This window comes from Amycolatopsis sp. NPDC104819 (assembly GCF_055583145.1).
The window spans coordinates 244,000-268,426 of record NZ_JBVJON010000001.1 but is presented as its reverse complement, the minus strand read 5'-3'; the positions used below and the strand labels follow the sequence as shown (position 1 = coordinate 268,426).

Sequence of the window (24,427 nt, the reverse complement as noted above, 5' to 3'; positions counted from 1 at the left end):
GTCCCTACGCGGGTGCGAACCCGGCGTCGACCGTGGTGTCCTCGCGGTGGCCGGGGCCGAGCGTCCGCGGTTCCGCGCAGCCTGTCGCCGGGTCCGCGTCCGAGTCCTTCGTGTCGTCGCCGGCGTCCTTCGTGGTCGGCTTGTGCCCTTCCGCCGTGAAGCAGACCTGGTGACTGCCGTCCTCCAGGCCGGTGAACGCGTACGCGCCGTCCGGGCCGGTGACCACGCTCGTGCCGTTGGCCAGTGTTGCCTTCACTCCCGCCAGGCCCGGCTCGCCCGCGTCCTGCAGGCCGTTGGCGTTCGTGTCGGTCCAGGCGAAGTCGCCGATGCGGTTGGTCGGCGGGGCCAGGCCGAGGTCGACCGTGAAGTCCTCGCGCGCCGGGCCGCCGAGGGTGCGGGGCGCCGTGCAGCCGTCCGGGTCGGCGTCGGAGTCGCGGTCGTCGGCGGCCGCGTCCTTGCGCGTCGCCGTGAAGTCCGCCGGGACGGCGAAGCACACCTGGTAAGTGCCGTCCTTCAGCTTCTCGAAGCCGTACTTGCCGTTGCCGTCGGTCGTCGCCGTCCCGATCGTGCCGCCCGCGCCGTCCTTCAGCGTCACCTTGACCCCCGCCACGCCGGGCTCGCCCGGGTCCTGGATGCCGTCGCGGTTGCGGTCGTTCCACACGAAGTCGCCGATCTTCGCGATCGCCGGCGGCGGCACGACGGTGATCGTCGCCGACGCCGTCTTGTCGCCCAGCGTGCCACCCGGGTACTTCACCCCGGTCACCTTCGCCGTGTTGACGTGCCCGGTGTCGGCCACCGTCAGGTTCGGGTGGTCACAGGTCAGCTGCTTGTTCGCGCCCGAAGCCAGCGTGAACGGCTCGAACGGCGCCGCGCACCACGGGTCCTGCACCGTGATCCCGGTCAGGTCCTGCGTGCCCTCGTTCGTCACGGTGACGCGGTAGTGCGCGGTCTCGCCCGCGGTGACCGTCGCGAACGAGCCCCACGCGCCGGTCGCCGGGTTCTGCACTTCCTTCTTCACCGAGTACGCCGCCAACTGCAGGTCGACGCAGTCCCAGCGCAGCCGTTCGGCGCTTGTCGTGGCGAAGAACTTCACGGCCGTCGCCTTCGCCGGCGCCGTCGCCGCCGGGAAGTCCTGCTTGGCGAGGTGCCCGTCACCCGCGTTGTGGTCGGCGACCAGCTTGGTCTCCTGCACCTGCGCGCCGGTCGCGTCGAAGAACCGCAGGCCGGTGGCGGGTCCGGCGGCCGGCGCCTGGGAACCGGTCGACACGCTCAGCGTGTACACCCCGCCGGGCACGAACCGCTCGGTCTGGAAGGCGGTGCTGGCCTTGCCGTCCGGCGTCTGGATCACCGCCGAGCGCTGCCCGTCGACGGCGTAGGCCTGCTCGGTCAGCAGCTTCGGCGCCTTCGCGGCCGGGGTCCCCGGCGGGACCGGCGCGGCCGGGCTGAAGACGTACCCGTCCGGTGCGCCGTTGCCCGCCACCTGCTCGACGCTCGGGTTCGCCGCGACACCCCCGCAGGCCGGCGGCGGGTCCGCGGCGGCCGAGGGCACGACCGTCCCCGAGAGCGCCACCGTCACTGCCACCAAGCGCGCCGAACGGATCATGCCTCGACTATGACGCGGGGCCCGGGCCCGCACCGGCCGAGAACCGTCCACTTAAGAGTGAACCTCGGCGGGGCGGACCCGGTGCGTCAGCGCTCGCCGATGCGGCCGGGCAGCCCGAAGCGGCCCTTCTTCCACACCGAGACGATCGACGGCCGTGGCTGCGCGGTGCCGCCGTCCGGCCAGTGCGAGGTCGGGTTCGCCGAGCTCGCCGCGTTCTCACCCGGGTGCTGCACGGCGACGAGGACCACGTGGTCGGTGACGACCGGCCCGCAGGTCTCGGCGCCGACCGGCACCGAGAGGAACTGCTTGACGTGCCCGCGTTCCGGCCCGGTCACCGGCACCGAGAAGAGGCCGTCGTTCGCGCCGAGCGCGTTGCCGTCGGTGGCGATCCACAGGTTGCCGTGGCGGTCGAAGGTGACGTTGTCCGGGCAGGAGATCGGGCTGACCTTGCTCTTGTCGAAGCCGCCGAAGTAGGTGTCGGCCGCCGCCGGGTCACCGCAGACGAGCAGCAGCCGCCAGGAGAACTTCGTCGACGCCGCGTCGCCGCGGGCCTCCTCCCACTCCAGGATCTGCCCGTTCTTGTTGGCCACGCGCGGGTTCACCTCGTCGACGCCGGCCTTGCCCGCCGCGCCGCGGTCGGTGTTGTTGGTCAGCGCCGCGTAGATCCGGCCGTTGACCGGGTTCGGCTCGATGTCCTCCGGCCGGTCCATCTTCGTCGCGGCGACCTTGTCGGCGGCCTGGCGTGTGAAGACGTAGACCTCTTCGGCGGTGAAACCGTCCACAAAGGACTTGGTGCCGCTCGCCAGCGGGATCCACTCGCCGGAGCCGTCGAACTCGTTGTCCGACGGGAGCTTGCCGGTGCCGTCGATCTCGGCGGCGGGGCTGTCACCGGTGAAGCGGGCGACGTACAGGGTGCCCTCGTCGAGCAGCGCCGAGTTGTACCGGCGCGCGTGCGCGCTCTTGCCGGGCTTGTACTTGCCCTTGGACACGAACTTGTAGATGTACTCGAACCGCTCGTCGTCCCCGGAGTAGACGGCGACGTGGCCGTCGGCCGTGATCTTGACGTTCGCGGCCTCGTGCTTGAACCGGCCGAGCGCGGTGTGCTTGACCGGCGTGGACGTCGGGTCGTTCGGGTCGATCTCGACGACCCAGCCGAACCGGTTCGGCTCCTGCGGCTCCTGGGCGACGTCCCAGCGCTTGTCGAAGCGCTCCCACTTGCGGGTGCTGGCGCCGGTGCCGACGAGGTAGCGCTTGAGCCGCGCGGCCTGGACCGGGTCGGTGACCTTGTCCGCGTTGGCGAAGTACTGGTGGAAGTTCTCCTCACCGGACAGCACGGTGCCCCACGGCGTCACACCGCCGGAACAGTTGTTCTGCGTGCCGCGGACCCTGCGCCCGGTCGGATCGGCCGACGTCTTCAGGAACTTCGAGCCGGCGGCCGGGCCGCGCACCTCGAAGACCGTGTCGAGCGTGATGCGGCGCCCGTACCGGCTGGGCACGACCTCGAGGCCGCCGCGGATCGGGTCACGGCGGGTCAGCAGCACCGACAGGCCGTGCGCCGCCCAGGCGATCTTGACCTGCTCTTCGGTGGGGTTGGCCGGGTCGTACTGGTCGGCCGGAAACAGGTGCACCTCGGTGGTGTACTCGTGGTTCACGACCAGCAGGTTGCCCAGCCCCAGCGGGTCCTGCGGGATCAGGCCGACGAAGTCGTTGTTGTAACCGAACTGCTTGGCCTGCGCGGCCGCGGTCTGCTGGGCGAAGTCGAACTTCGGGGCGCCCGGGACGACCGGGTCGCCCCAGCGAACGACGACGCGCTGGGCGTACCCGTCGGGGATGCTGACCTGGTCGAGCTTGTTCGGCGGGACGGCGTCGAAGTCGGTGCCGGGGACCGGACGCGGCTTCGGGCCGTGGTCGTGGCCCTGCGGGGCCGGCGCGGCGGCCGCGGTGCCGGACAGCGCGGCGAACCCACCCGCGGCGGCGGCCATCACGGCGCCCGCCCTGAAGACCCGGCGGCGGGAGATGTCCTTGACGACGTCGCCGAAGTATTCGTTCCCGGACTCGTTGGGTTCGGGGTGGGCACAGGCGTTGCCGCAGCGGTATTCGCAGGTGATCGGCGAGCGGCCGCCCGGGTGGGCGGCGGGGTACAGCGGGAGCAGGCGGTCGGGCACAGCGCCTCCATGGTGGGAGTTCGGGAACAAACCGAACCTAAGCGCCCAAAACCAGCCAAGCCAGACATTCAGGTGAACGGTAGGTGTACCGCTCACCCGAATGGCCGTGGCTCAGAACTCTTCGCCGACGAGCACCGCCTCCTGCGGCACCACGTGCGGGTCCGCCTTGCGCTCCCTCAGCGAGAGCAGTGCGCCCGCGATCACGCACAGCACGGCCGAGGCGACAAACGGCGCCTGCGGCGAACCGAACCACTCGGCGACGTGCCCGACGAGCGTCGCGGCGACGGCGCCACCCAGCCAGCGGCAGAAGTTATACCCCGCGCTGGCGACCGGGCGCGGCGCGTCGCTGATCGACATCGCGGTGCCGGTGAACAGCGTGTTCAGCAGGCCGGACACGAGCCCGGAGACGATGATCCCGGCGACCAGCACCGGCTTGCTCGGCACGGCCAGGACCAGCATCAGCACGGCGTACCCGAAGACGGCGGCCGCGGCGGCGTGCCGCTCACCGAGCTTGGCGGCCAGCCGCGGCGCCAAAGCCACTCCCGCCACCGCGACACACAGGCCCCAGCCGCAGAAGATCAGCCCGACGGCGATGGCGTTCCAGCCGAGCACGAACGGCGACCAGGCCAGCACCGCGAAGAACGCGGCGGTGTACAGCGCGGACGCGACCGACGTGCGCAGCAGACCGGTGTGCTTCAGCGCGCGCAGCGGGTCGAGCAGCTTGATCGGGTCACGCTTTTCGTGCTTGTCGCTCTTGAGGAAGACCGCGCACAGCACGAGCGCGCCGGCCATCAGGACCGCGGTGCCGAGGAACGGGCCGCGCCACGAGATCGAGCCGAGCAGCGCGCCCAGCAGCGGGCCGACCGACAGGCCGACCCCCAGCGCGGCCTCGTACAGCAGGATCGCGCCGGACTGGCCGCCGGTGGCGGCGCCGACGATCACCGAAAGCGCCGTCGCGATGAAGAACGCGTTGCCGAGGCCCCAGACCGCGCGCAGCCCGACGAGCTGCTCGATCGACCCGGCGGCCGAACACAGCGCGGTCGCCACGACGATCAGCGACAGCCCGACGAGCACCGTCCGCTTCGGCCCGAACTTCGCGCTCGCCGCGCCGGTGACCAGCATCGCGACGACCTGGACCCCGAGGTACGACGAGAAGAGCAGCGTGACCTGCGACGGCGTCGCGTCCAGGCCCTTGGCGATGGAGAGCAGGATCGGGTCGACCAGGCCGATCCCCATGAAGGCGATGACCGCGGCGAACGCGGTGATCCACACCTGCTTGGGCTGGCCCTTGACGGCGTCCAGCAGGCTCGAGTGGTGTTCAGCGCTCATCGCTGATCAGTTCCTCCTTCTTGGTGTCGACAAGTAGCTTGGCGAGAGCCGGAAGGGCGGCTTCGATCGCTGCGCGGTCGGCGTCGTCCATCGCGATCAGGCGCTCGCGAAGGAACTCTTCGCGGGCGGCGACCATCTCGGCGTAGAAGCGACGACCCTCGTCGGTGACGTCCACGAGCACCGCCCGCCGGTCGGCGGGGTCCGGCGTGCGAGTGGCCAGGCCGAGGCGTTCGAGCCGGCCGACGACGTCGGTCATCGACGGCAGCTTGACCCGCTCGAACTCCGCCAGCGCGCTCATCCGCTGCGGCCCGCCGTTGACCAGCTCGCTCAGCACTGAACCCTGGGTGAGGGTCAGCGTCAGCTGCGGGGTCTGGCGGCGGACCTGGTGGTACAGCCGGAAGACCAGCGGCCGCAGCCGGTGGGCGAGATCGGCGATCGGGGAAGTCACTTAGCCAGGCTAACAAATTTTAGTAAGGGTAGCTAAGTAAGTCGGCTCACAGGCTAGGCTCGAGGTCATGGACGCGGTGATCTTCGACCTCGACGGCGTGCTGGTGGATTCGGAGCGGATCTGGGACGAGGTGCGCCGCGCGGTCGTCGCCGAGCACGGCGGCACGTGGCTTCCGGAAGCGACCCGGGCGCAGCAGGGGATGAGCACCCCGGAATGGGCCCGCTACCTGGTGGAGGAGCTGGGCGCCCAGCTGTCCCCACCGGAGATCGCGACGCTCGTCGTCAAGCGCATGGCGGCCCGGTATGCCGAGGAGCCGCCGCTGATCCCGGGCGCGGTCGAGGTGGTGCGGCAGGTTTCGGCGCGCTGGCCGGTGGCGATCGCCAGCTCGTCGCCGGTGATCCTGATCAAGGGCTTCCTGGACGTGACGGGGTTGCCGGTGGGGGCGGCGGTGTCGTCCGAGCAGGTCGGGGCGGGGAAGCCGGCGCCGGATGTTTATCTGCGGGCGGCCGAGCTGCTGGGTGTGGCGCCTTCGGACTGCGCGGCCGTGGAGGACACGACCAACGGGCTGAAGTCGGCGCTGGCCGCGGGGATGGCTGTTTATGCCGTGCCGAACCCGCACTTTCCGCCGGATCCGGAGGTCCTGAAGCAGGCCACGGCGGTGGTGGAGAAGATCACCGCGTTGCCGGATGCGTTAGGGGCGAGCTGAGCGGGCCGTAGATGACCTTGTAGCGGACCGGATCGACCCCGGGGGTCACATCGGCCAGGAAGACCATGTTCTGCATGACCCGCTGCCCGAGGGACCGCCCCTGGCTCAGGTCACCTCGCTGGTCGAAGAGCAGCACGCTGCGGACCGTGGCATCGAGGAAGTAGACGGCCTTGCCCGCCGGCAGCGGACCGCCGGCATGGCCGACGTATCCGGCGCGCACCGGCTCGTCCGCCATCGCCTGGGTCGGGGTGCACTGCGGCGACTCGGTGCCGTACTGCGGGGTGCCGGCCTCGAACTTCAGGCCCGACGGCACCGCGGCGACGCAGATCACGCCCGCCCCCGTGCCGGCCACGCTCGCCTGGAAGGCGACGGCGGTCCACTTGTCGGTCTGGCCGGCGAACTCGGTGAGCTCGACCACGTCGGTCACGTGCGAGAAATCCACGTTCTCGCGGGTGAAGCCGGCCAGGTTCAGGTCGACGATCTGGTTCGCGGGCTGGACCGGCGCCGGGGCGTTGTTCACCCGGGTGACCAGCAAGACACTCGTCAGCACCACCAGGACCGCGGCCAGCGGAGCGATCCAGACCGCCGCCCGGCGGCGGCGCTGTGGTCTCCGCTGCCTTCGCATCTGCTCGGCCCACGCCGCGTCGAGGTTGGGCGTGACCTCCTCCGCCTGTCCTCGCAGCGTCTCGGCCAGCTTGCGTTCGAGGTCGGTCATCGCTCACCTCCCAGGTCGTCCCCCAAGTGTTTGCGCAGGTTCTCCATCGCGTGGTGCGTGGTCGCCTTCACGGTGCCCGGTGAGATGCCGAGCGTCTCCGCGATGCCCGTGGTGCTCAGGTCCAGCCAGTACCTCAGCACGAGGACCTCGCGCTGGCGCCTCGACAGCTTCTCCAGCACCGCGCGCAGCTGCTGGTGCTCCCAGTTGGCCACGGCTCTGACCTCGGCGGACAGCTCGTCCGGCGGCCGGTCCTGCGGGGTCCGCCGCACCACCTTCAGGTGCCGGGTGCGCGACCGTGACATGTTGACCACGGTCGTGCGCAGGTAGCCGGCCACCCGCGTGTGGTCGGTGAGCGAGTCCCACCGCTGGTGGAGCTTGACGAACGCCTCCTGCGCGACGTTCTCCGCGTCGTCCGCGCCGAGCAGGTGGGCCAGCCGGGTCATCTGGGCGAAGTACTCCTGGAACAGGTCGTGGAAGGTCGGCGCGCCCAGGTCCCCCGGCACACTCTCGTCCACGCTCGCACTCACACCACGCCAACGCGCACCCCGCCCCACCGGTTTAGTGGACCACGCGAAGAAGGCCGCCACCAGCGGTGACGGCCTTCTCGACGGGGGAGGATCAGACCTCGCCGCGGATGAACTTCTCCACGGCGTCGCGGGCGGTCGCGTCGTCGTACTGCTCCGGCGGCGACTTCATGAAGTAGGAGGACGCCGACAGGATCGGGCCGCCGATGCCGCGGTCGAGGGCGATCTTCGCCGCACGCACCGCGTCGATGATGATGCCCGCCGAGTTCGGCGAGTCCCACACCTCGAGCTTGTACTCCAGGTTCAGCGGCACGTCGCCGAAGGCGCGGCCCTCGAGCCGGACGTAGGCCCACTTGCGGTCGTCGAGCCACTGGACGTAGTCCGACGGCCCGATGTGCACGTTGCCCTTGCCGAGGTCGCGGTCGACCTGCGAGGTGACGGACTGGGTCTTCGAGATCTTCTTCGACTCGAGCCGCTCCAGCTCCTTCATGTTCAGGAAGTCCATGTTCCCGCCCACGTTGAGCTGCATCGTCCGGTCGAGCTGGACGCCGCGGTCCTCGAACAGCTTCGCCAGGACGCGGTGCGTGATGGTGGCGCCGACCTGGGACTTGATGTCGTCGCCGACGATCGGGACACCGGCGTCGGTGAACTTCTGGGCCCACTCGGGGTCCGACGCGATGAACACCGGCAGCGCGTTGACGAACGCCACCCCGGCGTCGATCGCGGCCTGGGCGTAGAACTTGTCGGCCACCTCGGAGCCCACCGGCAGGTACGACACGAGCACGTCGGCCTTCGCCTCGCGCAGCGCCGCGACGATGTCGACCGGGGTCTCGTCGGACTCCTCGATCGTCTCGCGGTAGAAGCGGCCGAGGCCGTCGTGGGTGTGGCCGCGCTGGACGGTGACGCCGAGCGGCGGCACGTCGGCGATCTTGATCGTGTTGTTCTCGGAGGCGAAGATCGCTTCCGACAGGTCACGGCTGACCTTCTTGGCGTCCACGTCGAACGCGGCGACGAACTCGATGTCGCGGACGTGGTACCCGCCGAAGTCGACGTGCATCAGACCCGGGACCCGCGTGGCGGGATCCGCGTCGCGGTAGTACTGGACACCCTGGACCAGCGACGCCGCGCAGTTGCCGACGCCCACGATGGCCACCCGAACGCGGCGGTTCTCGCCCATGGGGGTTTCTCCTTCAATCCGTGTCTGTTCAGTAGGTCTGGTGCCGCGACGCTGCGGCCCGCACCGCCCGGCTCAGGTCTCGGGACCTCGCCGTTCGGCTTCTTCGTGCGCGATCAGCTCGTTGAGCCAGCGCACCTCCCGCTCGCTGGTCTCCAGCCCGAGCCGGTGCAGCTCGCGGGTGTAGCGATCGATCTTCTGCTCGGCCCTGGCCAGCGCCGCCCGCAGACCTTCACGCCGCTCCTCGACGCGCCGGCGGCGGCCTTCGAGGATCCGCATCCGGACGTCGGCCGGGGTCCGCGAGAAGAAGGCCAGGTGAACGCCGAAGCCTTCGTCGTCCCAGGTCTGCGGCCCGGCGTCGCCGAGCAGCTCACCGAAGCGCTCCTTGCCCTCCGCGGTGAGCTTGTAGACCCGGCGTCCGCGCCGCGACCACGCCCGGTCGTCGGCTTCGTCGAGCTCTTCGACCAGGTACCCGGCCCGCAGCAGCCGCCGCAGGGTCGGGTACAGCGAGCCGTACGAGAACGTCCGGAACGTGCCGAGCGTCTCGTTCAGCCGCTTGCGCAGCACATACCCGTGCATGGGCGCTTCGTGCAGAAGACCGAGGATCGCGAACTCCAGCACACCGCACCCCCTTCCGGGAACAAACCGTGGCGACCGGCGTTGCTCCGAATGATCGCCTCGATCCAACCTACTCAGCCACTATATCGCGCCGATACATCGAAGTGGCGAAGCCAACAGGCCTGCTCACTCTGGAGTGGGGGAAATTCACCGGAGAGTTATCGAACGTCCGGCGTGTCCGCTCCGGGCCGGGGCCCGGCCGCGCTAGGGGGCGTGGACGACACAGGAAGAGCCCGTACTCTGTCCTGGTGATTAACCAGCGGCAGGTCGTGGACTACGCGCTGCAGCGCCGTGCGCTGCTGGCCGAAGTCCGCTCCGGACGCGTCGGCAGCTACGAAGCCTGCGACGCGAGTCCGTACCTGCTGCGGGCGGCGAAGTTCCACGGCCGGGCCGGTGACGTGCCCTGCCCGATCTGCCGCCAGGAGCCGCTGACCCTGGTGTCCTGGGTCTACGGTGACGAACTCAAGCACGTCGCGGGCTCGGCGAGGACCCCCGAAGAGCTGGCCAGGATGGCCGGCCGGTTCGCCGAGTTCACCGTGTACGACGTCGAAGTGTGCCGAGCGTGCCACTGGAACCACCTGGTCCGGTCGTACGTCCTCGGCACGGGGGAGCCGGCCGACGGTCCACGAAGGACCGCAGGCCGGTGAGCTGGATCACAACCGCTGAAGAGCGCAGAACGGCGCACTACCGGGCGCCGGTCTGGGAGGCCCATTCGTGAACGACGACCGCAACCGCTCCTGGCCCGGCCAGGAGCCAGATGCACCTCGCCGTGCCCAGTCAGGCCCGTGGCCGGGGGAAGACCCCGGACCCGCCTGGCCCGGCGAAGAAGCCCCCCGCCGGCCCCAGCGCGGCACGCCGCCCCGGGGGAACCCGCGCGGCGCCGCGCCCGAGTGGCCCTCCGGCGACGAAGGCGGGCCCCAGTGGCCGGCCGGGGACGAGCAGCCGCCCCGGCGACCGCAGCGACCCCGCCAGCAGCAGGGCATGCCGCCGCGCCGGGCCGTCCCCCCGGGCGGGCAGCGCCCGGCGCAGGGTCCGCCCGCCTCGCCGCCGCAGGGGTTCCGCCAGCAGACCGGACGCCGGCCCGTGCCGCCGCCGGGCCGCGAGCCGGACCTGATCACCCACCACGCGCACAACGGCACCGACGACTTCGGGCGTGACCCGTACGACGACGGTTACGAAGACGCCGCGTTCAACGAGTACGCCGACGACGTCGAGCCCCAGGAGGAGCTCGACGAAAAGGGCAAGAAGATCCTCACGCCGGCGCAGAAGAAGAAGCGCCGGTGGAAGATCGTCCGCCGCGTGGCGTACGCGTGCGTCGGGCTGTTCTTCGTGGTCCCCGCGATCGCGTTCGTCATCACGTACTTCCTGGTCGACGTGCCGACGCCGGAGAGCGTCAAGGCGCTGCAGAGCCAGCCGATCACCTACTACGACGCGAACGGCCAGCTGATCGGCCGCGAGACGCCGCCGACCGGCGACCACCAGCTGCTGAAGCCGGGCGAGGTGCCGGAGGTCGTCAAGCACGCCGTGTACTCGGCGGAGGACGCGACGTTCGAGACGAACTCGGGCTTCGACGTCACCGGCATCCTGCGCGCGGTCGTCGCCCAGGTGACCGGCGGCCAGGGCGGTGGTTCGACCATCTCCCAGCAGTACATCAAGCAGGCGACGCAGAACGACCAGCAGACGCTGACCCGCAAGTGGACCGAGCTGGCGAAGTCGTTCAAGATGAACAACCAGGAGTCCAAGGAAGAGATCATCACTTCCTACCTGAACATCGTCTTCTTCGGCCGCGGGGCGTACGGCATCGGTGCGGCGTCGAAGGCGTACTTCAACAAGGACGTCAAGGACCTCAACGCGTCCGAAGCCTCGCTGCTGGCCGGCCTGATCCAGGGCCCCGGCCGGTCCGAGAACGAGGCTTACGCCCAGAAGCGCTGGGCGTACGTGATGGACCAGATGGTCGCCAACAAGTGGCTCCGCGCGGACGAGCGCGCGACCTTCCAGTTCCCGACCCCGATCGCCAAGAACTCCAACAAGGAGAAGGACTCGGGGAAGATGACCTACCAGCTCCAGCAGCGGATCAAGGACGAGCTGGAGGCGAAGGGCTACGACGAGGGCAAGCTGTTCTCCTCCGGCGCGAAGATCTACACCACGATCGACCCGGCGGCGCAGGCCGCGGCGGAACAGGCCACCCAAGAGGGCATGAAGGGCCAGACCGACGAGAACCTGCTGAACGCGCTGGTCGCCGTCGACCCGAAGACCGGCGGCGTGCTCGCCTACTACGGCGGGCCGGAGCTGGTGAAGAACCCCGAGGGCAAGGACGCGATCGGCCAGGACCGCGCCAACCAGGCACGGAACCCGGGTTCGTCGGTGAAGGCGTTCGACCTCACGGCGTTCCTCAAGATGGGCAAGGGCCTCGGCGAGACGTTCGACGGCTCGAACAACCGGGTGCTCGGCGGCCGCACCGTCCGGAACGCGGGCGACAGCGCGAGTTGCGGCAAGGACTGCACCGTCGCGAAGGCGATGGAGATCTCGGCGAACACCGTGTTCTACGACATGGTCCTGAACGTGACGAAGCCGTCGCGGGTCGCGGAAGCGGCCAAGGAGGCCGGGGTCAAGGTCGCGCCGAACGGCAAGAGCGTCCTCTACACCGACGACAACAACATCTCGCTCGGTGGTGGTGGCACGGCGGTGACGCCGGAGGACATGGCCGCGGCGTACGGGTCGTTCGCCAACGGCGGCACCTACCACGAGCAGCACTTCGTCTCGAAGCTGACGAACGGCCAGGACGAGGTGGAGTTCGACGAGAACAACTTCAAGACCAACCCGGCCTTCGACGACGACGCGGCGAAGAGCCAGCAGATCGCGGGCAACGTCACCGAGGCGCTGAAGCCGGTCATCTCGCACTCGAACCTGAAGTGCCCGACCGGCCACGAGTGCGCGGGCAAGACCGGTACGCAGCAGTACACGGCGAAGGACAGCGACCCGAAGTCGTACGGCGACCGCAACGCGCAGACCTGGATGGTGGGCTACACCCCGTCCGTGTCGGCTGCGGTCTGGGTCGGCGGTGACGGCAACAAGCCGCTGCACGACCCGAAGGGCAAGCCGATCTTCGGTGCCACCATCGCCGGTCCGACGTGGCAGAACTTCATGAACCTCTACCTCAAGGGCAAACCGGCGGAGAAGTTCGACAAGGTCCAGGCGATCGGCAAGGACGTCAACGAGGTGACGACCACGCCGTCGAAGCCGTCGGAGACGCCGAGCGTCACCACGACGCCGACCACGCCGGAGTCGTCCGAGAGCACCGAGCCGACGAACACCGACACGAACACGGAGACGAAGCCGGGCCGGCCGACGCGGCCCGGCCCGGGTGAGACCCCGACGTTCCCGCTCGGCAACAACAACGGTGGCGGTGGTGGTGGGTTCGCCCAGCCACCGGGCTCCGGGCCCGGCTAGCACGTCCTCCTTCAGGGCCCTCTGCGAACGCGTGGAGGGCCCTGAAGCGTTCCAGGAAGATCGTTTCGGCAACCCGGACGCATTTCGCACGTCCTCTCTCAGAGGGGGTGGCGGTTGTCGCTGCCCGCGCACCCACCGTTTTTCGGGGGCTCCGGGTGGCGGAGCCCCCGGCTCGGGGCGAAGCCCCGCGGAATACTGGAGGACTGACCCGTGCCCGACGATCGATCCCGCTCCTGGCCCGGCCAGGGTCCCGATCCGCGCCGTCGCGCACCCCAGGGTCCGCCCGGCCAGGCCCCGCGCCGCCCGCAACAACAGCAGCAGTGGCAGCAGCAACAGCCACCGCGGCAGCCGCCGCCTTCGCGTGGGTACCGGCCCGAGCCGCCGCCGATGAGCGGCGGCCCCGAGCTGATGACCCACCACGCGTACGAGGAGCCGGACGCCTACGACGACGACGTCCGGCCCGAAGGCGACGGCAAACCGGAGCTCACTCCGGCGCAGCGCAAGAAGCGGCGCTGGAAGATCATCCGGCGGGTCGCCTACGCCTTCGTCGGGGTGTTCATGGTGCTGCCCGCGATCGCGTTCGTCATCACGTACTTCCTGGTCGACGTCCCGTCGCCGACCGAGGTCGCGCAGAACCAGAGCCAGGCGGTCACCTACCTCTTCTCGGACGGCTCGCCGATGGGCAAGGACGTCCCCCGCGGCGGCAACCGGGTGCTGCTGACCCCGGACCAGATCCCCGACGTCATGAAGCACGCGGCGATCGCGACCGAGGACGACTCGTTCGAGACCAACTCCGGCTTCGACATCGGCGGTCTGCTGCGCGCGGTCTACAACCAGGCCACCGGCGGCGCCGGCGGTGGTTCGACGATTTCGCAGCAGTACATCAAGAAGGCCACCGACAACGACGCCCCGACGTTGACGCGCAAGTGGACCGAGCTGGCCAAGTCCTTCAAGATGAACCAGACTTACGAGAAGAAGGACATCATCACCGCGTACCTGAACATCATCTACTTCGGGCGCGGCGCATACGGGGTGGGCGCGGCTTCGCAGGCCTTCTTCCACAAGGAAGCGAAGGACCTCAGCTTCTCGGAGGCCGCGCTGCTGGCCGGCCTGATCCAGCAGCCGGGCCGGTCGGAGAACCCCAAGGTCGCGAACGACCGCTGGAACACCGCGCTCGACCGGATGGTGAAGAACAACTACATCTCCGCGGCCGACCGCGCTTCGGCTCAGTTCCCGACACCGATCCCGCTCGAGGACAGCAAGCAGCAGGCCGGCGCGCCGCCCGCCTTCGTCGTGCAGCAGGTGAAGGACGAGCTGGCCGCGCACGACATCCCCGAAGACCGCTACTACTCCGGCGGTTTCCAGGTGCAGACCACGATCGACCCGAAGGCCCAGCAGGCCGCGGAGCAGGCGGCCACCGAGGCGCTCGAAGGCCAGGTGGACGACAACCTGCTCAACGCGCTCGTCGCCGTCGACCCGAAGACCGGCGGGGTGCTGGCCTACTACGGCGGCAAGCCGATCGTGCAGGTCAACGGGCAGGACCAGGCCGGGCGCGACTGGGCGAACACCCCGCAGAACCCGGGTTCGTCGATGAAGCCGTTCGACCTCACGGCGTTCCTCAAGATGGGGAAGGGCCTCGACGCGACGTTCGACGGCTCGAACAACCGCACCTTCGACGGCCGTGTCGTGCGCAACGCCGGTCCGGGCAGCAGCTGCTCGCAGCAGTGCACGGTCGCCGAGGCGATGGAGCGGTCCGCGAACACGGTGTTCTACGACATGGTCCTCAACCAGACCAAGCAGGGCCCGGTCAAGGACGCGGCGCGGGAAGCCGGCGTGAAGACCAAGAACGACGACGGCGGCCAGTCGATCATCTCCACCAAGGACAACAACATCTCCCTCGGCGGTGGCGAAACCCAGATCACGCCGGCCGACATGGCCTCGGCGTACGCGACGTTCGCGGCCAACGGCGAGCAACGCGCACGCCACTTCGTGCAGAAGGTGTCCAACTCGCAGGGTGAGGTCGCCTACGAAGCCACGACCGACGCCAAGCCGGCGTTCGACAGCGACGCGGACAAGAGCCGCCAGATCGCCGGGAACGTCACCGAGTCACTGAAGCCGGTCATCGGGTTCTCGAAGCTGAAGTGCCCCAACGGCCACGAGTGCGCCGGCAAGACGGGGACGCAGCAGCACACGAAGGTCGCGGGTGAGCCGTCCTGGGCGGCGAACGCCAACTCGCAGACGTGGATGGTCGGCTACACCCCGTCGGTCTCGGTGGCGGCCTGGGTCGGCGGTGACGGCAACAAGCCGCTGCACGGCAAGAACAACTCGCCGATCTACGGCTCGACCATCGCCGGCCCGATGTGGCAGAAGTTCCTGTCGCTGTACCTGACCGGCAAGCCGGGGGAGAAGTTCGACAAGGTCGACCGCATCGGCGGTGAGGTGGCGCCCCCGCCGTCCTCCGACGTCGCGACGACCACGGAGTCGACCCCGACGGACGAGAACACCGACCAGACCGGCGACAACGGCGACAACGGCGACGGTCACGGCAAGCCCTCGTCGTCGCAGGAGAGCACGCCGAAGCACACGAAGACGTCGACCTCGAAGGACACTCCGACGAAGAGCGACGAGCCGGAGAACTGACCCCGGGGGTGAACCACGGTGGGCCGCGGTCCGTGTGCCTCCGAGAGGACTGCGTCCGCAGCCCACCGTGGAGGACGGCCCGTGAGCAACGACCGCACGTCACCCGGGCGGCAGCCTGACCCGCGTCGTCGTGCCCGCCGGCCGGCGCCGCGCTCCGGGCTGCTGGGCGCCGAGCCGGAGCTGATCACCCACCACGCCCACAACGGCACCGAGCCCGACGAGCCGCCGACCGTGCCGATCCGGCGGCAGCGGCCCGGGCAGCCGCCGCGCCGGCCCCGGCCGCTCACCGCGCAGGACCTGCGGAAACGGCGCTGGCGGCGGATCCGGCGGATCGGGTACGTCGTCGCCGGCGTGTTCTTCGTGGTTCCCGCCGTCGCGTTCGTGATCACCTACCTCGCCGTCGACGTCCCCTCGCCGGAGACGGTCGCGCAGGCGCAGGGCCAGGCCGTGACCTACCTGTTCAGCGACGGCACCGAGATGGGCAAGGACGTGCCCACCGGCGGCAACCGGCAGATCCTCGTGGCGAACCAGATCCCGGACGTCGTCAAGAAGGCCGTGATCGCCACCGAGGACGCGTCGTTCGAGACCAACTCCGGTTTTGACGTCGGCGGCATCCTCCGCGCCGCGTACAACCAGGTCACCGGCGGTTCGGGCGGCGGGTCGACGATCTCCCAGCAGTACATCAAGAACGCCTCCGGCGACGACGACCCGACGCTGACGCGCAAGTGGGTCGAGCTCGCGAAGTCGTTCAAGATGAACCAGACCTACGAGAAGGCGGACATCATCACCGCCTACCTCAACATCATCTACTTCGGCCGCGGCGCCTACGGCGTCCAGGCCGCCGCGCAGGCCTACTTCGGCAAGGACGTCGGCCAGCTCGACTACTCGCAGTCGGCGCTGCTGGCCGGGCTGATCCAGCAGCCAGGCCGGTCGGAGAACACCGCCGTCGCCACGAGCCGCTGGAACACCGCGCTCGACCGGATGCTGAAGAACGGCTACCTGACCCAAGCTCAGCGGGCCGCCGCGAAGTTCCCGACACCGATCCCGCTGCGGGAGAGCCGAGACGCGGGCGCGCTGAACCCGTTCATCAAGAAGCAGGTCAAGGCCGAGCTGGCCGCGCAGGGCATCGACGAGAAGCAGTACTACTCCGGCGGGTTCCAGGTGTTCACCACCATCGACCCGCGGGCGCAGCAGGCGGCCGAGCAGGCGGTGTCCGAGGGCATGGCCGACCAGACCGACGACCGGATCCTCAACGCGCTGGTGGCCGTGGACCCGAAGACCGGCGGGGTGCTCGCCTACCACGGTGGTGAGCCGATCGTGAAAGGCCCGAACGGCGAGGACCAGGCCGGCCGCGACTGGGCCGACGAACCGCACAACCCCGGGTCGTCGATGAAGCCGTTCGACCTGGCGGCGTTCCTCAAGCTCGGCCGCGGCCTGGACGCGCGGTTCGACGGCACGTCCCCCCGCACGTTCCCCGGTGTCGACCTCCCGATCCGCAACGCCGGCGACAGCAGCAGCTGTTCCGACCAGTGCACCGTCGCGGAGGCGATGCAGCGGTCCACCAACACGGTGTTCTACGACATGGTGCTGAACGTGACGAAGCCGTCCGGCGTGGCGGAAGCCGCGCAGGAGGCGGGCATCCGGACGTCGGACAACGGCGGCCGCAGCAAGCTCTTCACCGGCGACAACAACATCTCCATCGGCGGCGGGGACACCCAGGTGACCGCGGCGGACATGGCGTCGGGGTACGCGACGTTCGCGGCGAACGGCGTCCAGCGCGACCGCCACTTCGTCCAGAAGGTGACCAACGCGAACGGCGAAACGGCGTACGAGGCCAAGGACCGCTCGACCGACGCGTTCGCCGACAACGACGCGTCCCGCAGCGCGCAGATCGCGGGCAACGTGACGGCGGCGCTCGCCCCGGTCATCCAGTTCTCCCGGCTGACCTGCCCGGCCGGCCACGAGTGCGCGGGCAAGACGGGGACGCAGCAGCACACCCCGCAGAACGACGAACCCGCGTCCGCCGCGAACGCCAACTCGCAGACGTGGATGGTCGGGTACACGCCGTCGGTGTCGGCGGCGGTCTGGGTCGGCGGCGACGGGGACAAGGCGTTGCGCGGCCCGGGCGGGACCCCGCTGTTCGGCTCGACGCTCGCCGGGCCGATCTGGGACCGCTTCATGCAGCTGTACCTGACGGGCAAACCGGCGGAGCGCTTCGACCGCGTGGCGGCGATCAGCTCACCGCAGGACCGGGTGGAGGTGCAGCTTCCGTCGCCGCCTCAGCAGCAGCAACAACAGCAGCAGCAGCAGCGCGACCCGCGGAACCAGCAGCAGCAGGCCCAGCCCGGAAACCGCCAGCAGCAGCTGGACCAGCTGCGGCAGTTCCAGCAACGGCTGCAGGAGCTCCAGGACCGCCAGCGCAACCGGAACGGAAACGGCAACGGGAACAACGGGAACGGCAACGACTCGGGTCAGAGCGGTGACCCGAACCCGGGTGGCTGAGCGAGGAAGGTGGCCGTGACGTCGGAGCTGGGGGACATCGGCGTCACGGCCAGTCCAGGGTCGTCAGAGCTTGACGACGGTTCCTTCCACGCCGGAGCGGTGCGCGGCCTCGATCACCCGCAGCGCCTCGACCGAGGATGCGGGGTCGACCGGGAACTCGCCTTCACCGCGCAGCGCGTCGCGCACCTGTGCGTAGAACTGCTCGTAGCGGCCGGTCTCGGTCGGCACGGTCTTGAGGTCGTTGCCGACGCCGATCTTCCCGGTGTCCGCCGCCGGCTCCACGCCCCAGCCTTCGTCGCCGGGGCGCATGCCCGCCTTGATCTGCGGTTCCTGCACGTCGAGGCCGAACTTCGTGAACGTCGCGCGGTCGCCGAGGAGCCGGAACCGCGGGTTCAGCGTGCCCGCGAGCGCGGTCGCCCACAGGTGTGAGCGGACGCCGTTGGCGTGGCGGAGCGCGACGAAGACGTCGTCGTCGACCTGGACGCCGCCGCGGCGCCGGTCGACCTCGGCGTAGACCTGCGTGACCGGGCCGAACAGCTGCAGCGCCTGGTCGACGATGTGCGCGCCGAGGTCGTAGAGCAGCCCGCCGGCCTCGGCCGGGTCGCCGAACTCGCGCCAGTTGTCCTTGGGCTTGGGCACCCAGCGGTCGTAGCGGGACTCGAAGCGGAACACCTCGCCGAGCCGGCCGGACTCGAGGACCTTGCGCACTGTCAGGAAGTCGGAGTCGAGCCGCCGGTTCTGGAAGACGGTGAGGCCGACGCCGGCCGCCTTCGCCGCGGCGACGATCTGCTCGGCTTCGAGCGCGGTCGGCGCGAAGGGCTTGTCGACGACCACCGGCAGGCCGGCTTCGATGGCCCGCAGCGCGAGCGGCACGTGTGTGCGGTTCGGGGTGCTGACCACCACGAGGTCGAGGTCGGCCGCCCGCTCGAACAGCGCGTCGGCGCCGGGCACGACCTCCGCGCCCGGGTGGTCGGCGCGCGCCTGGGCGGCGTTGCTCGACGTCGTGATCACCGCGGGGGTCAGGCCGGGGGTCGCGGCGACCAGCGGCGCGTGGAACACCCGTCCGCCGATGCCGTACCCGAGGATCCCCACGCGCAAGTCGTCAGCCATGACCCCCATTAAACAACAGTGTTGCGTAATTGGCCAGGCGTGCGAAGATCTCACCATGGCGGCCACCGGGAGGAACCTGCGCAACGTGCGCGAGCACAACCGCGCCCTCCTGCTTTCCCACATCCTGCGGGCCGGCGGCCTCAGCCGCGTCGAGCTCGCCGGCCGGACCGGGCTGACCCAGCAGGCCGTCTCGAAGATCGTGCCCGAACTCCTCGACGCCGGCCTGCTGGACGAGGAGCGTCAGCCGTCCGTGGGCGTCGGCAAACCCCGCACCCAGCTGACCGTCCGCGCCGGCGCCAAGCACGCGCTCGGCGCCCGGCTCGACCGCGACGAGTTCCGCGTGCTGCGCACCAACCTCATCGGCGAGGTCGAGGAGACGGCGGGCGGCCCGCTGCCCGTCGGCTTCACCCCCGAACAGGCGGTCGAAGCCATCGGCGCCGCCGCGCTCGAGCTCGCCGACGGCTTCGACGTGCTCGGCCTGGGCCTCGGCGCGGTCGGCCCGCTGGACCACCTCGCCGGCCTGGTCCGCGACGCGACCAACATGCCGGGCTGGCACGACGTCCCCCTGCGTGAGCTGCTCGAAAAGCGCACCGGGCTGGCCGTGACGCTCGACAAGAACACCAACTCCGCCGCGTTCGCCCAGCTCTGGCCGCACGGCGAGCCGACCGCGACCGCGGTGGTGCTCGTCGGCACCGGCATCGGCGTCGGCCTGCTGATCGACGGGCGGCTCTACCGCGGCCCGCGGACCAACGCGGGTGAGTTCGGGCACACCACGATCGCCTACGACGGGCCGCGCTGCGCCTGCGGGCGACGCGGCTGCGTCGAGATCATGGCCAAGCAGGCGCCCGACACCCGCGCCGCCGCCGGCTTCCTCGGGATCGGGCTCGCCGACCTCGTGCAGGTGCTCGACCTCGAGCGGATCGTGCTGGCCGGACGCGCCGTGCGGGACGAACCGGACGTCTACCGGGAGGGCGTCTCGGCCCGTCTGGAGGAGCTGCTGCCGCTGCCGCACTGGCAGCGGATCGAGGTCGTCGAGGACTCCTTCGGCGAAGAGATCGTCACCCGCGGCGCGGCCGCCGAGGTCCTGGCCTCGTACTACGCGAATCCGGCATGATCGTCGGCTTCACCACGGCGCTCACCGTTCACCGATAACATCCGCCTCGTGCCAGAGGAGACCACCCGCGAGCCGGACGCCGGCCCCGTGACGCTGAGCAGGGCGGATCGGGTCGTCCCGAGTTGGACCGACCCCCTCGCGGCCGCGGTGACCAGACCCGTCGGGGGCCCGCTCGGCGAGCACGCGGCGGTCGGCAGGCACTGGTTCTGGTCGCCCCAGCGGGTCGGCCTGCTGCTGGCGACGCTGGCACTGATGCTCTGCTGGTTCGGCAAGGGCTCGTGCATCCAGCAGTACCAGGACTCGAGCGGCGCCACCCAGCTCGACTGGCGCGCGGGCCGCCCGTTCGTCGCGATGTGCTACTCCGACATCGTGCCGCTCTACAGCTCCGAGCGGCTCGACCGGCCGGGCACCTTCCCGTACTACACGTCGTGGAAGGAAAGCTCGCAGACCGCGGAGAACAACACCCGGTACATGGAGTACCCGACGTTCACCGGGCTGTTCCAGTGGGCGAACGCGAAGCTCGCGGCGGGCTGGTTGAACGTCGCCCAGAGCGGCTGGCTGCCGGGCGCCCTGCCGGTGGCGGTCTACTTCGACATCACCGCGTTCTTCCTGGCCCTGGCCTGGCTGGTCACCGTGTGGGCGACCGGGCGGACGATGAAACGCCGGCCGTGGGACATGGTGCTGGTGGCGATCTCGCCGCTGGTGCTGGTGCACGCGTTCACCAACTTCGACACGATCGCGACGGCGTTCACCGCGACCGGGCTGCTCGCCTGGGCGCGCAAGCGGCCCGCGCTCGCCGGCCTGCTGCTCGGGCTCGGCGCGACGGCGAAGCTGTACCCGTTGTTCCTGCTCGGCGTGCTGTTCGTGCTGTGCCTGCGCGCGGGGAAGCTGACGCCGTTCTGGAAGACCGCGGCCGCGGCCGTCGTGACATGGGTGGTGGTGAACGCGCCGTTCATCCTCACCGCCACGCGCGGCTGGTGGGAGTTCTTCCGGATGAGCACCCTGCGGCCGATGGACCCGGACTCGCTGTACAACGTGATCTCGTACGCCACCGGCTGGGCCGGGTTCGACGGTGTGCTGCAGAAGAACCAGAGCCCGACGTACTTGAACCTCACGGTCGCGGTGCTGTTCCTGGCCTGCTGCGCGGGGATCGCGTACATCGCGCTCGCGGCGCCGAGACGGCCGCGCGTCAGCCAGCTCGCGTTCCTCGTCGTGGCCGCGTTCCTGCTGACGAACAAGGTGTGGAGCCCGCAGTACTCGCTGTGGCTGGTGCCGCTGGCGGTGCTGGCGATCCCGCGCTGGCGGCTGCTGCTCGGCTGGATGCTGCTCGACGCGCTGGTCTGGGTGCCGCGGATGTTCTACTACCTCGGCGTCGACCACAAGGGCCTGCCCGAGGGCTGGTTCCTCGGCACGGTCGTGCTGCGCGACCTCGCCGTGGCCGGGCTCTGCGTGCTGGTGGTCCGGGAGATCTACCGCCCGGCGGCCGACCTCGTCCGGGCCGCCGGCGACGACGACCCGGCCGGCGGTTTCCTCGACGGCGCCCGGGACGTGATCGTCCCGAACGCCGTCCGCCACCGCCGGAAGGCCGCGGCCGTCTAACCGAGCTTCTCCCGCAGGTACGCGATGTCGGTGGCCTGCCCGTCGGGCGGGGTTTCGACGACGACCGGGGCACCCGCGGCCCGGGCCACCTCGACCAGCGCGTCCGGGTCGATGGTGCCCTCACCCTCGACGACGTTCGCGTGCCGGTCGCGGGTCGAGCCGAACTCGTCACGGGAGTTGTTGAGGTGCACGAGGTCGATCCGGCCGGTGATGGCCTTGACCTTCTCGACGGCGGTGGCGAGGTCCCAGCCGGCGGCGAACGCGTGGCAGGTGTCCAGGCAGAACCCGGCGCCGAACTCGCCGACCTTGTCCCACAGCCGGGCGATGACCTCGAGGTCGCGCGTGATCGCGTTCTCGCCGCCGGCGGTGTTCTCGATCAGGATCGGGACCTTGAAGCCGCCCTTCTCCTGCTCGCGCTCGAACAGCTTGCGCCAGTTGTCCAGGCCGGCCTCGACGTCGTCGTTCGCGCCGACGTGCCCGCCGTGCACGATCAGGCCCTTCGCGCCGACCGCCGCGGCGCCGTCCGCGTGCTGCGTGACGTTCTTGCGGGACGGGATCCGGATCTTGTTGTTCAGCGAAGCCACGTTGATGAGGTAGGGAGAGTGGATGAACACCTCGACGGGGTCGGCCGCGATCGCCTCCCCGTGGGGGTGCGGCTTCGGTGCCTTCCAGCCCTGGGGGTCGGAAAGGAAGAACTGGACGACGTCGGCTTTGCGCTCGGCGACCGCGGTCAACGGGTCGTCGTCACGGACATGGGCGCCAATCAGCATGCCGAGCACGCTACTCCGGGTGCTTCTTTCCCCTGTGGGACCGGTTGGTGACGCTCGTGGAGTACCGTGAGCGCGTTCCGTGATCCAGATTGGTCCGACTGCCGGAGGGCATCGATGGGGAAGCACGTCGCCCGGATCACCGCATTGGGGTTCACTCTCGCCGCTTCGGCCGCTCTGGCGGCGCCGGGCGTCGCGAGCGCGGACCCCAGCCCGACGCTCGGCGGGGACTGCGGGGCCACCCTGCAGAACGGCCAGGCCCGCGACACGAAAATCGGCCTCCTCCTGGACGCCGGCGCCCCGCTGAACGCCCCGGACCGGCTGACCGTCGGCCTCGACTCCAGCGCGCGGAACACCAACGGCTCGGCGCCCCTGCTCACGCTCCCGGTGGGCGACACCGTGAAGGCGCTCGGCGTCGGCGAAGTGCCGGTGGTCGGCGACCTCGCGACCCACGGCGTCTGCCCGGCCGCGCAGGGCACGGTCAACGCGGTCGGTGACACCCTGCAGGGCGTCACCGGCCAGTTGCCGCCGGTCCTCCCGCCCGCACCGCCGGTGCCTCCCGCCCCGCCGGTGCCCCCGGCCCCGCCCGGCCCGACACCGCCGCCGGGGCAGACCCCGCCGCCGGGCGACAGCACCGGCCCGGTGATCAGCGGTCCCGGGAGCGCGGGCCTGCCGGGTGACGCGATTTCGGGCATCTTCACCAACGCCGCGCTGCTGCCCGGCAGCCTGGTGCAGGCGCCGGTGACCGCCCAGATCATCCCCGGCCAGCAGGTCCCGACGGTCGACGAGCAGAAGTCCGGCACCGCGGAGGCGCTGCCGGGCGTCACACCGCCGGCGAAGCTGCCGATGCTGCTCGCGGTGCTGGCCCTGGCCATCGTCGCGGCGGCCCTCGTCCGGGCCTGGATCCGCCGCAAGCCCGCCTGATCTCACGCACGGTGACGCCCGCTTCCACTCGAATGCCGGACATTCTTGAGTGAGCGGGCGTTACTCGTCTGCCTTAACGTCGTTGTCCTGGGGAGAGGCCACGAGACCAAGGGCGGCGAGGATGCAGGATCGGGCACGGAGGGCTACGGCGGTCGGCGCGACGGCGGTTGTTCTCGCTGGTTCGGCTGTGCTCGGCATGCCCGGCACCGCTTCGGCGAGCGAGACGAAGACCGTGCCCTGCGGCAGCACAGTGACGGCGAAGCCCGGTGACACGGTCAAGGGCACGACCCCGCTGCTCGGCATCCCGCTCGACCTCGGTGTGGTCACCGACGGCACGAAGGTGCTGACCGGGACGATCAACGCCATCCTCGGCACGCTCTGCCAGGTCACCGTGAACGTGGTCAACACCGTCGTCTCGCCGGTGCCGGTGATCGGCGCGCCCGCCGCCAGCGCGATCAACCAAGGCGTCGAGGGCGTGACCAGTGGCGCGCAGCAGGGCCTGAGCGCGGTGACCGGCGGCGGCAAGCAGCAGTCGCCCGCGCCCGGCACCGGCGGCAACCCGCAGCAGAACCCACCGTCTCAGGGCGGTGCGCCTCAGCAGGGCGGCACCCCGCAGGGCACCACGCCGATCCCGGACGCGAACAGCCCGCTGCTGCCCGGCTTCTTCCCGGGCGGTGGCTCGGCGCTGGGCGGCTTCCCGTTCACCCTCGGCACCGGCTACGCGCCGATGCGCGACTACAGCGGCATCCCCTTCGCGACGGCCGGGCTCTTCACGCCGTCACCCGCGATCCGGTACGGCAGCCAGATCCCGGGTTACGCGCCGCAGTACGGCCTCACCGGTCCGGACGGCACCGCGGACGGCAACGCCGGCATCCAGACTGCCGGCGAGGCTCAGGCGCTGCCATCCGCGTCCGGCGGCTTCACGAACGGGTCGAACCTCCCGATGTTGATCGCGGTTCTCGCACTCTCCGGAGTCAGCGCGGGGCTCGTGCGGACCTGGGTGCTCCGCCGAATGGCCGCTGCGAATTGACCCGACTGC

General features: G+C 70.4%; 19 protein-coding genes. 9 read left to right on the top strand and 10 right to left on the bottom strand.

The genetic code is table 11. The annotated features are described in order from the left end of the window. Positions 1–4: 4 nt before the first annotated feature. The 4 genes from ACZ63E_RS01270 to ACZ63E_RS01255 all read right to left on the bottom strand — a co-directional run bounded on the left by ACZ63E_RS01270 (position 5) and on the right by ACZ63E_RS01255 (position 5,545). Positions 5–1,603: a DUF7850 domain-containing protein gene (locus ACZ63E_RS01270; RefSeq protein WP_465333380.1), complete on the bottom strand. Its 1,599-nt coding sequence runs from the start codon at positions 1,601–1,603 to the stop codon at positions 5–7. Between the two features lie 86 nt (positions 1,604–1,689). After that, complete coding sequence (locus ACZ63E_RS01265; RefSeq protein WP_465333379.1) at positions 1,690–3,768, bottom strand: PhoX family protein; 2,079 nt, start codon at positions 3,766–3,768, stop codon at positions 1,690–1,692. A 111-nt stretch (positions 3,769–3,879) separates the two neighbouring features. Continuing rightward, positions 3,880–5,097 (bottom strand): MFS transporter, encoded by a 1,218-nt coding sequence (locus ACZ63E_RS01260; protein ID WP_465333378.1) that lies wholly within the window; start codon positions 5,095–5,097, stop codon positions 3,880–3,882. Beyond that, positions 5,087–5,545, bottom strand: coding sequence for a MarR family winged helix-turn-helix transcriptional regulator (locus tag ACZ63E_RS01255; protein WP_465333376.1), 459 nt, complete (start codon positions 5,543–5,545; stop codon positions 5,087–5,089). Before ACZ63E_RS01255 ends, ACZ63E_RS01260 begins: the two co-directional genes overlap by 11 nt. A 67-nt stretch (positions 5,546–5,612) precedes the next feature. Here ACZ63E_RS01255 and ACZ63E_RS01250 point away from each other — a divergent pair, with 67 nt between their 5' ends. Further along, on the top strand, positions 5,613–6,251 hold the full coding sequence (locus ACZ63E_RS01250; protein ID WP_465333375.1) for an HAD family hydrolase: 639 nt from the start codon (positions 5,613–5,615) through the stop codon (positions 6,249–6,251). Here ACZ63E_RS01250 and ACZ63E_RS01245 read toward each other — a convergent pair. From ACZ63E_RS01245 to ACZ63E_RS01230, 4 genes are all read right to left on the bottom strand, one after another. Next, positions 6,217–6,966 (bottom strand): hypothetical protein, encoded by a 750-nt coding sequence (locus ACZ63E_RS01245; RefSeq protein WP_465333374.1) that lies wholly within the window; start codon positions 6,964–6,966, stop codon positions 6,217–6,219. The genes ACZ63E_RS01250 and ACZ63E_RS01245 overlap by 35 nt on opposite strands. Continuing rightward, the gene (locus ACZ63E_RS01240; protein ID WP_465333372.1) at positions 6,963–7,481 is read right to left on the bottom strand and encodes an RNA polymerase sigma factor; all 519 of its coding nucleotides are present in this window, start codon (positions 7,479–7,481) and stop codon (positions 6,963–6,965) included. Before ACZ63E_RS01240 ends, ACZ63E_RS01245 begins: the two co-directional genes overlap by 4 nt. Positions 7,482–7,584: 103 nt before the next feature. Next, complete coding sequence (locus ACZ63E_RS01235; RefSeq protein ID WP_465306652.1) at positions 7,585–8,667, bottom strand: inositol-3-phosphate synthase; 1,083 nt, start codon at positions 8,665–8,667, stop codon at positions 7,585–7,587. Positions 8,668–8,739: 72 nt separating this feature from the next. Beyond that, entirely contained in the window at positions 8,740–9,285 is a 546-nt protein-coding gene (locus ACZ63E_RS01230) for a PadR family transcriptional regulator (RefSeq protein WP_465306650.1), read from the bottom strand. Between the two features lie 245 nt (positions 9,286–9,530). Here ACZ63E_RS01230 and ACZ63E_RS01225 point away from each other — a divergent pair, with 245 nt between their 5' ends. The 4 genes from ACZ63E_RS01225 (at position 9,531) to ACZ63E_RS01210 (ending at position 17,874) form a co-directional block, all read left to right on the top strand. Next, positions 9,531–9,929, top strand: a complete 399-nt coding sequence (locus ACZ63E_RS01225) for a DUF5318 domain-containing protein (protein ID WP_465333370.1) — start codon at positions 9,531–9,533, stop codon at positions 9,927–9,929. 334 nt (positions 9,930–10,263) lie between these two features. Then, positions 10,264–12,732 (top strand): transglycosylase domain-containing protein, encoded by a 2,469-nt coding sequence (locus ACZ63E_RS01220; protein ID WP_465333369.1) that lies wholly within the window; start codon positions 10,264–10,266, stop codon positions 12,730–12,732. A 210-nt stretch (positions 12,733–12,942) separates the two neighbouring features. Further along, entirely contained in the window at positions 12,943–15,372 is a 2,430-nt protein-coding gene (locus ACZ63E_RS01215) for a transglycosylase domain-containing protein (protein ID WP_465333367.1), read from the top strand. Between the two features lie 81 nt (positions 15,373–15,453). After that, entirely contained in the window at positions 15,454–17,874 is a 2,421-nt protein-coding gene (locus ACZ63E_RS01210; RefSeq protein ID WP_465333366.1) for a transglycosylase domain-containing protein, read from the top strand. A 63-nt stretch (positions 17,875–17,937) separates the two neighbouring features. Here ACZ63E_RS01210 and ACZ63E_RS01205 read toward each other — a convergent pair whose 3' ends face one another. Then, positions 17,938–18,984: a Gfo/Idh/MocA family oxidoreductase gene (locus tag ACZ63E_RS01205; RefSeq protein ID WP_465333364.1), complete on the bottom strand. Its 1,047-nt coding sequence runs from the start codon at positions 18,982–18,984 to the stop codon at positions 17,938–17,940. Positions 18,985–19,039: 55 nt separating this feature from the next. Between ACZ63E_RS01205 and ACZ63E_RS01200 the strand changes: the two genes are divergently transcribed. Both ACZ63E_RS01200 and ACZ63E_RS01195 read left to right on the top strand, forming a co-directional pair. Continuing rightward, on the top strand, positions 19,040–20,098 hold the full coding sequence (locus ACZ63E_RS01200) for an ROK family transcriptional regulator (protein ID WP_465306642.1): 1,059 nt from the start codon (positions 19,040–19,042) through the stop codon (positions 20,096–20,098). A 48-nt stretch (positions 20,099–20,146) separates the two neighbouring features. Beyond that, complete coding sequence (locus ACZ63E_RS01195) at positions 20,147–21,697, top strand: glycosyltransferase family 87 protein (RefSeq protein WP_465333363.1); 1,551 nt, start codon at positions 20,147–20,149, stop codon at positions 21,695–21,697. Here the strand turns inward: ACZ63E_RS01195 and ACZ63E_RS01190 are convergent. Further along, positions 21,694–22,467 carry a deoxyribonuclease IV gene (locus ACZ63E_RS01190; protein WP_465333362.1) on the bottom strand — a complete coding sequence of 258 codons (774 nt, stop codon included), beginning with the start codon at positions 22,465–22,467 and terminating at the stop codon, positions 21,694–21,696. The two genes, ACZ63E_RS01195 and ACZ63E_RS01190, sit on opposite strands and share 4 nt — an antisense overlap. A gap of 114 nt (positions 22,468–22,581) precedes the next feature. Here ACZ63E_RS01190 and ACZ63E_RS01185 point away from each other — a divergent pair, with 114 nt between their 5' ends. Further along, entirely contained in the window at positions 22,582–23,388 is an 807-nt protein-coding gene (locus tag ACZ63E_RS01185) for a hypothetical protein (protein WP_465333360.1), read from the top strand. A 187-nt stretch (positions 23,389–23,575) separates the two neighbouring features. Next, positions 23,576–24,418 (top strand): hypothetical protein, encoded by an 843-nt coding sequence (locus ACZ63E_RS01180; RefSeq protein WP_465333359.1) that lies wholly within the window; start codon positions 23,576–23,578, stop codon positions 24,416–24,418. Positions 24,419–24,427: the final 9 nt, after the last annotated feature.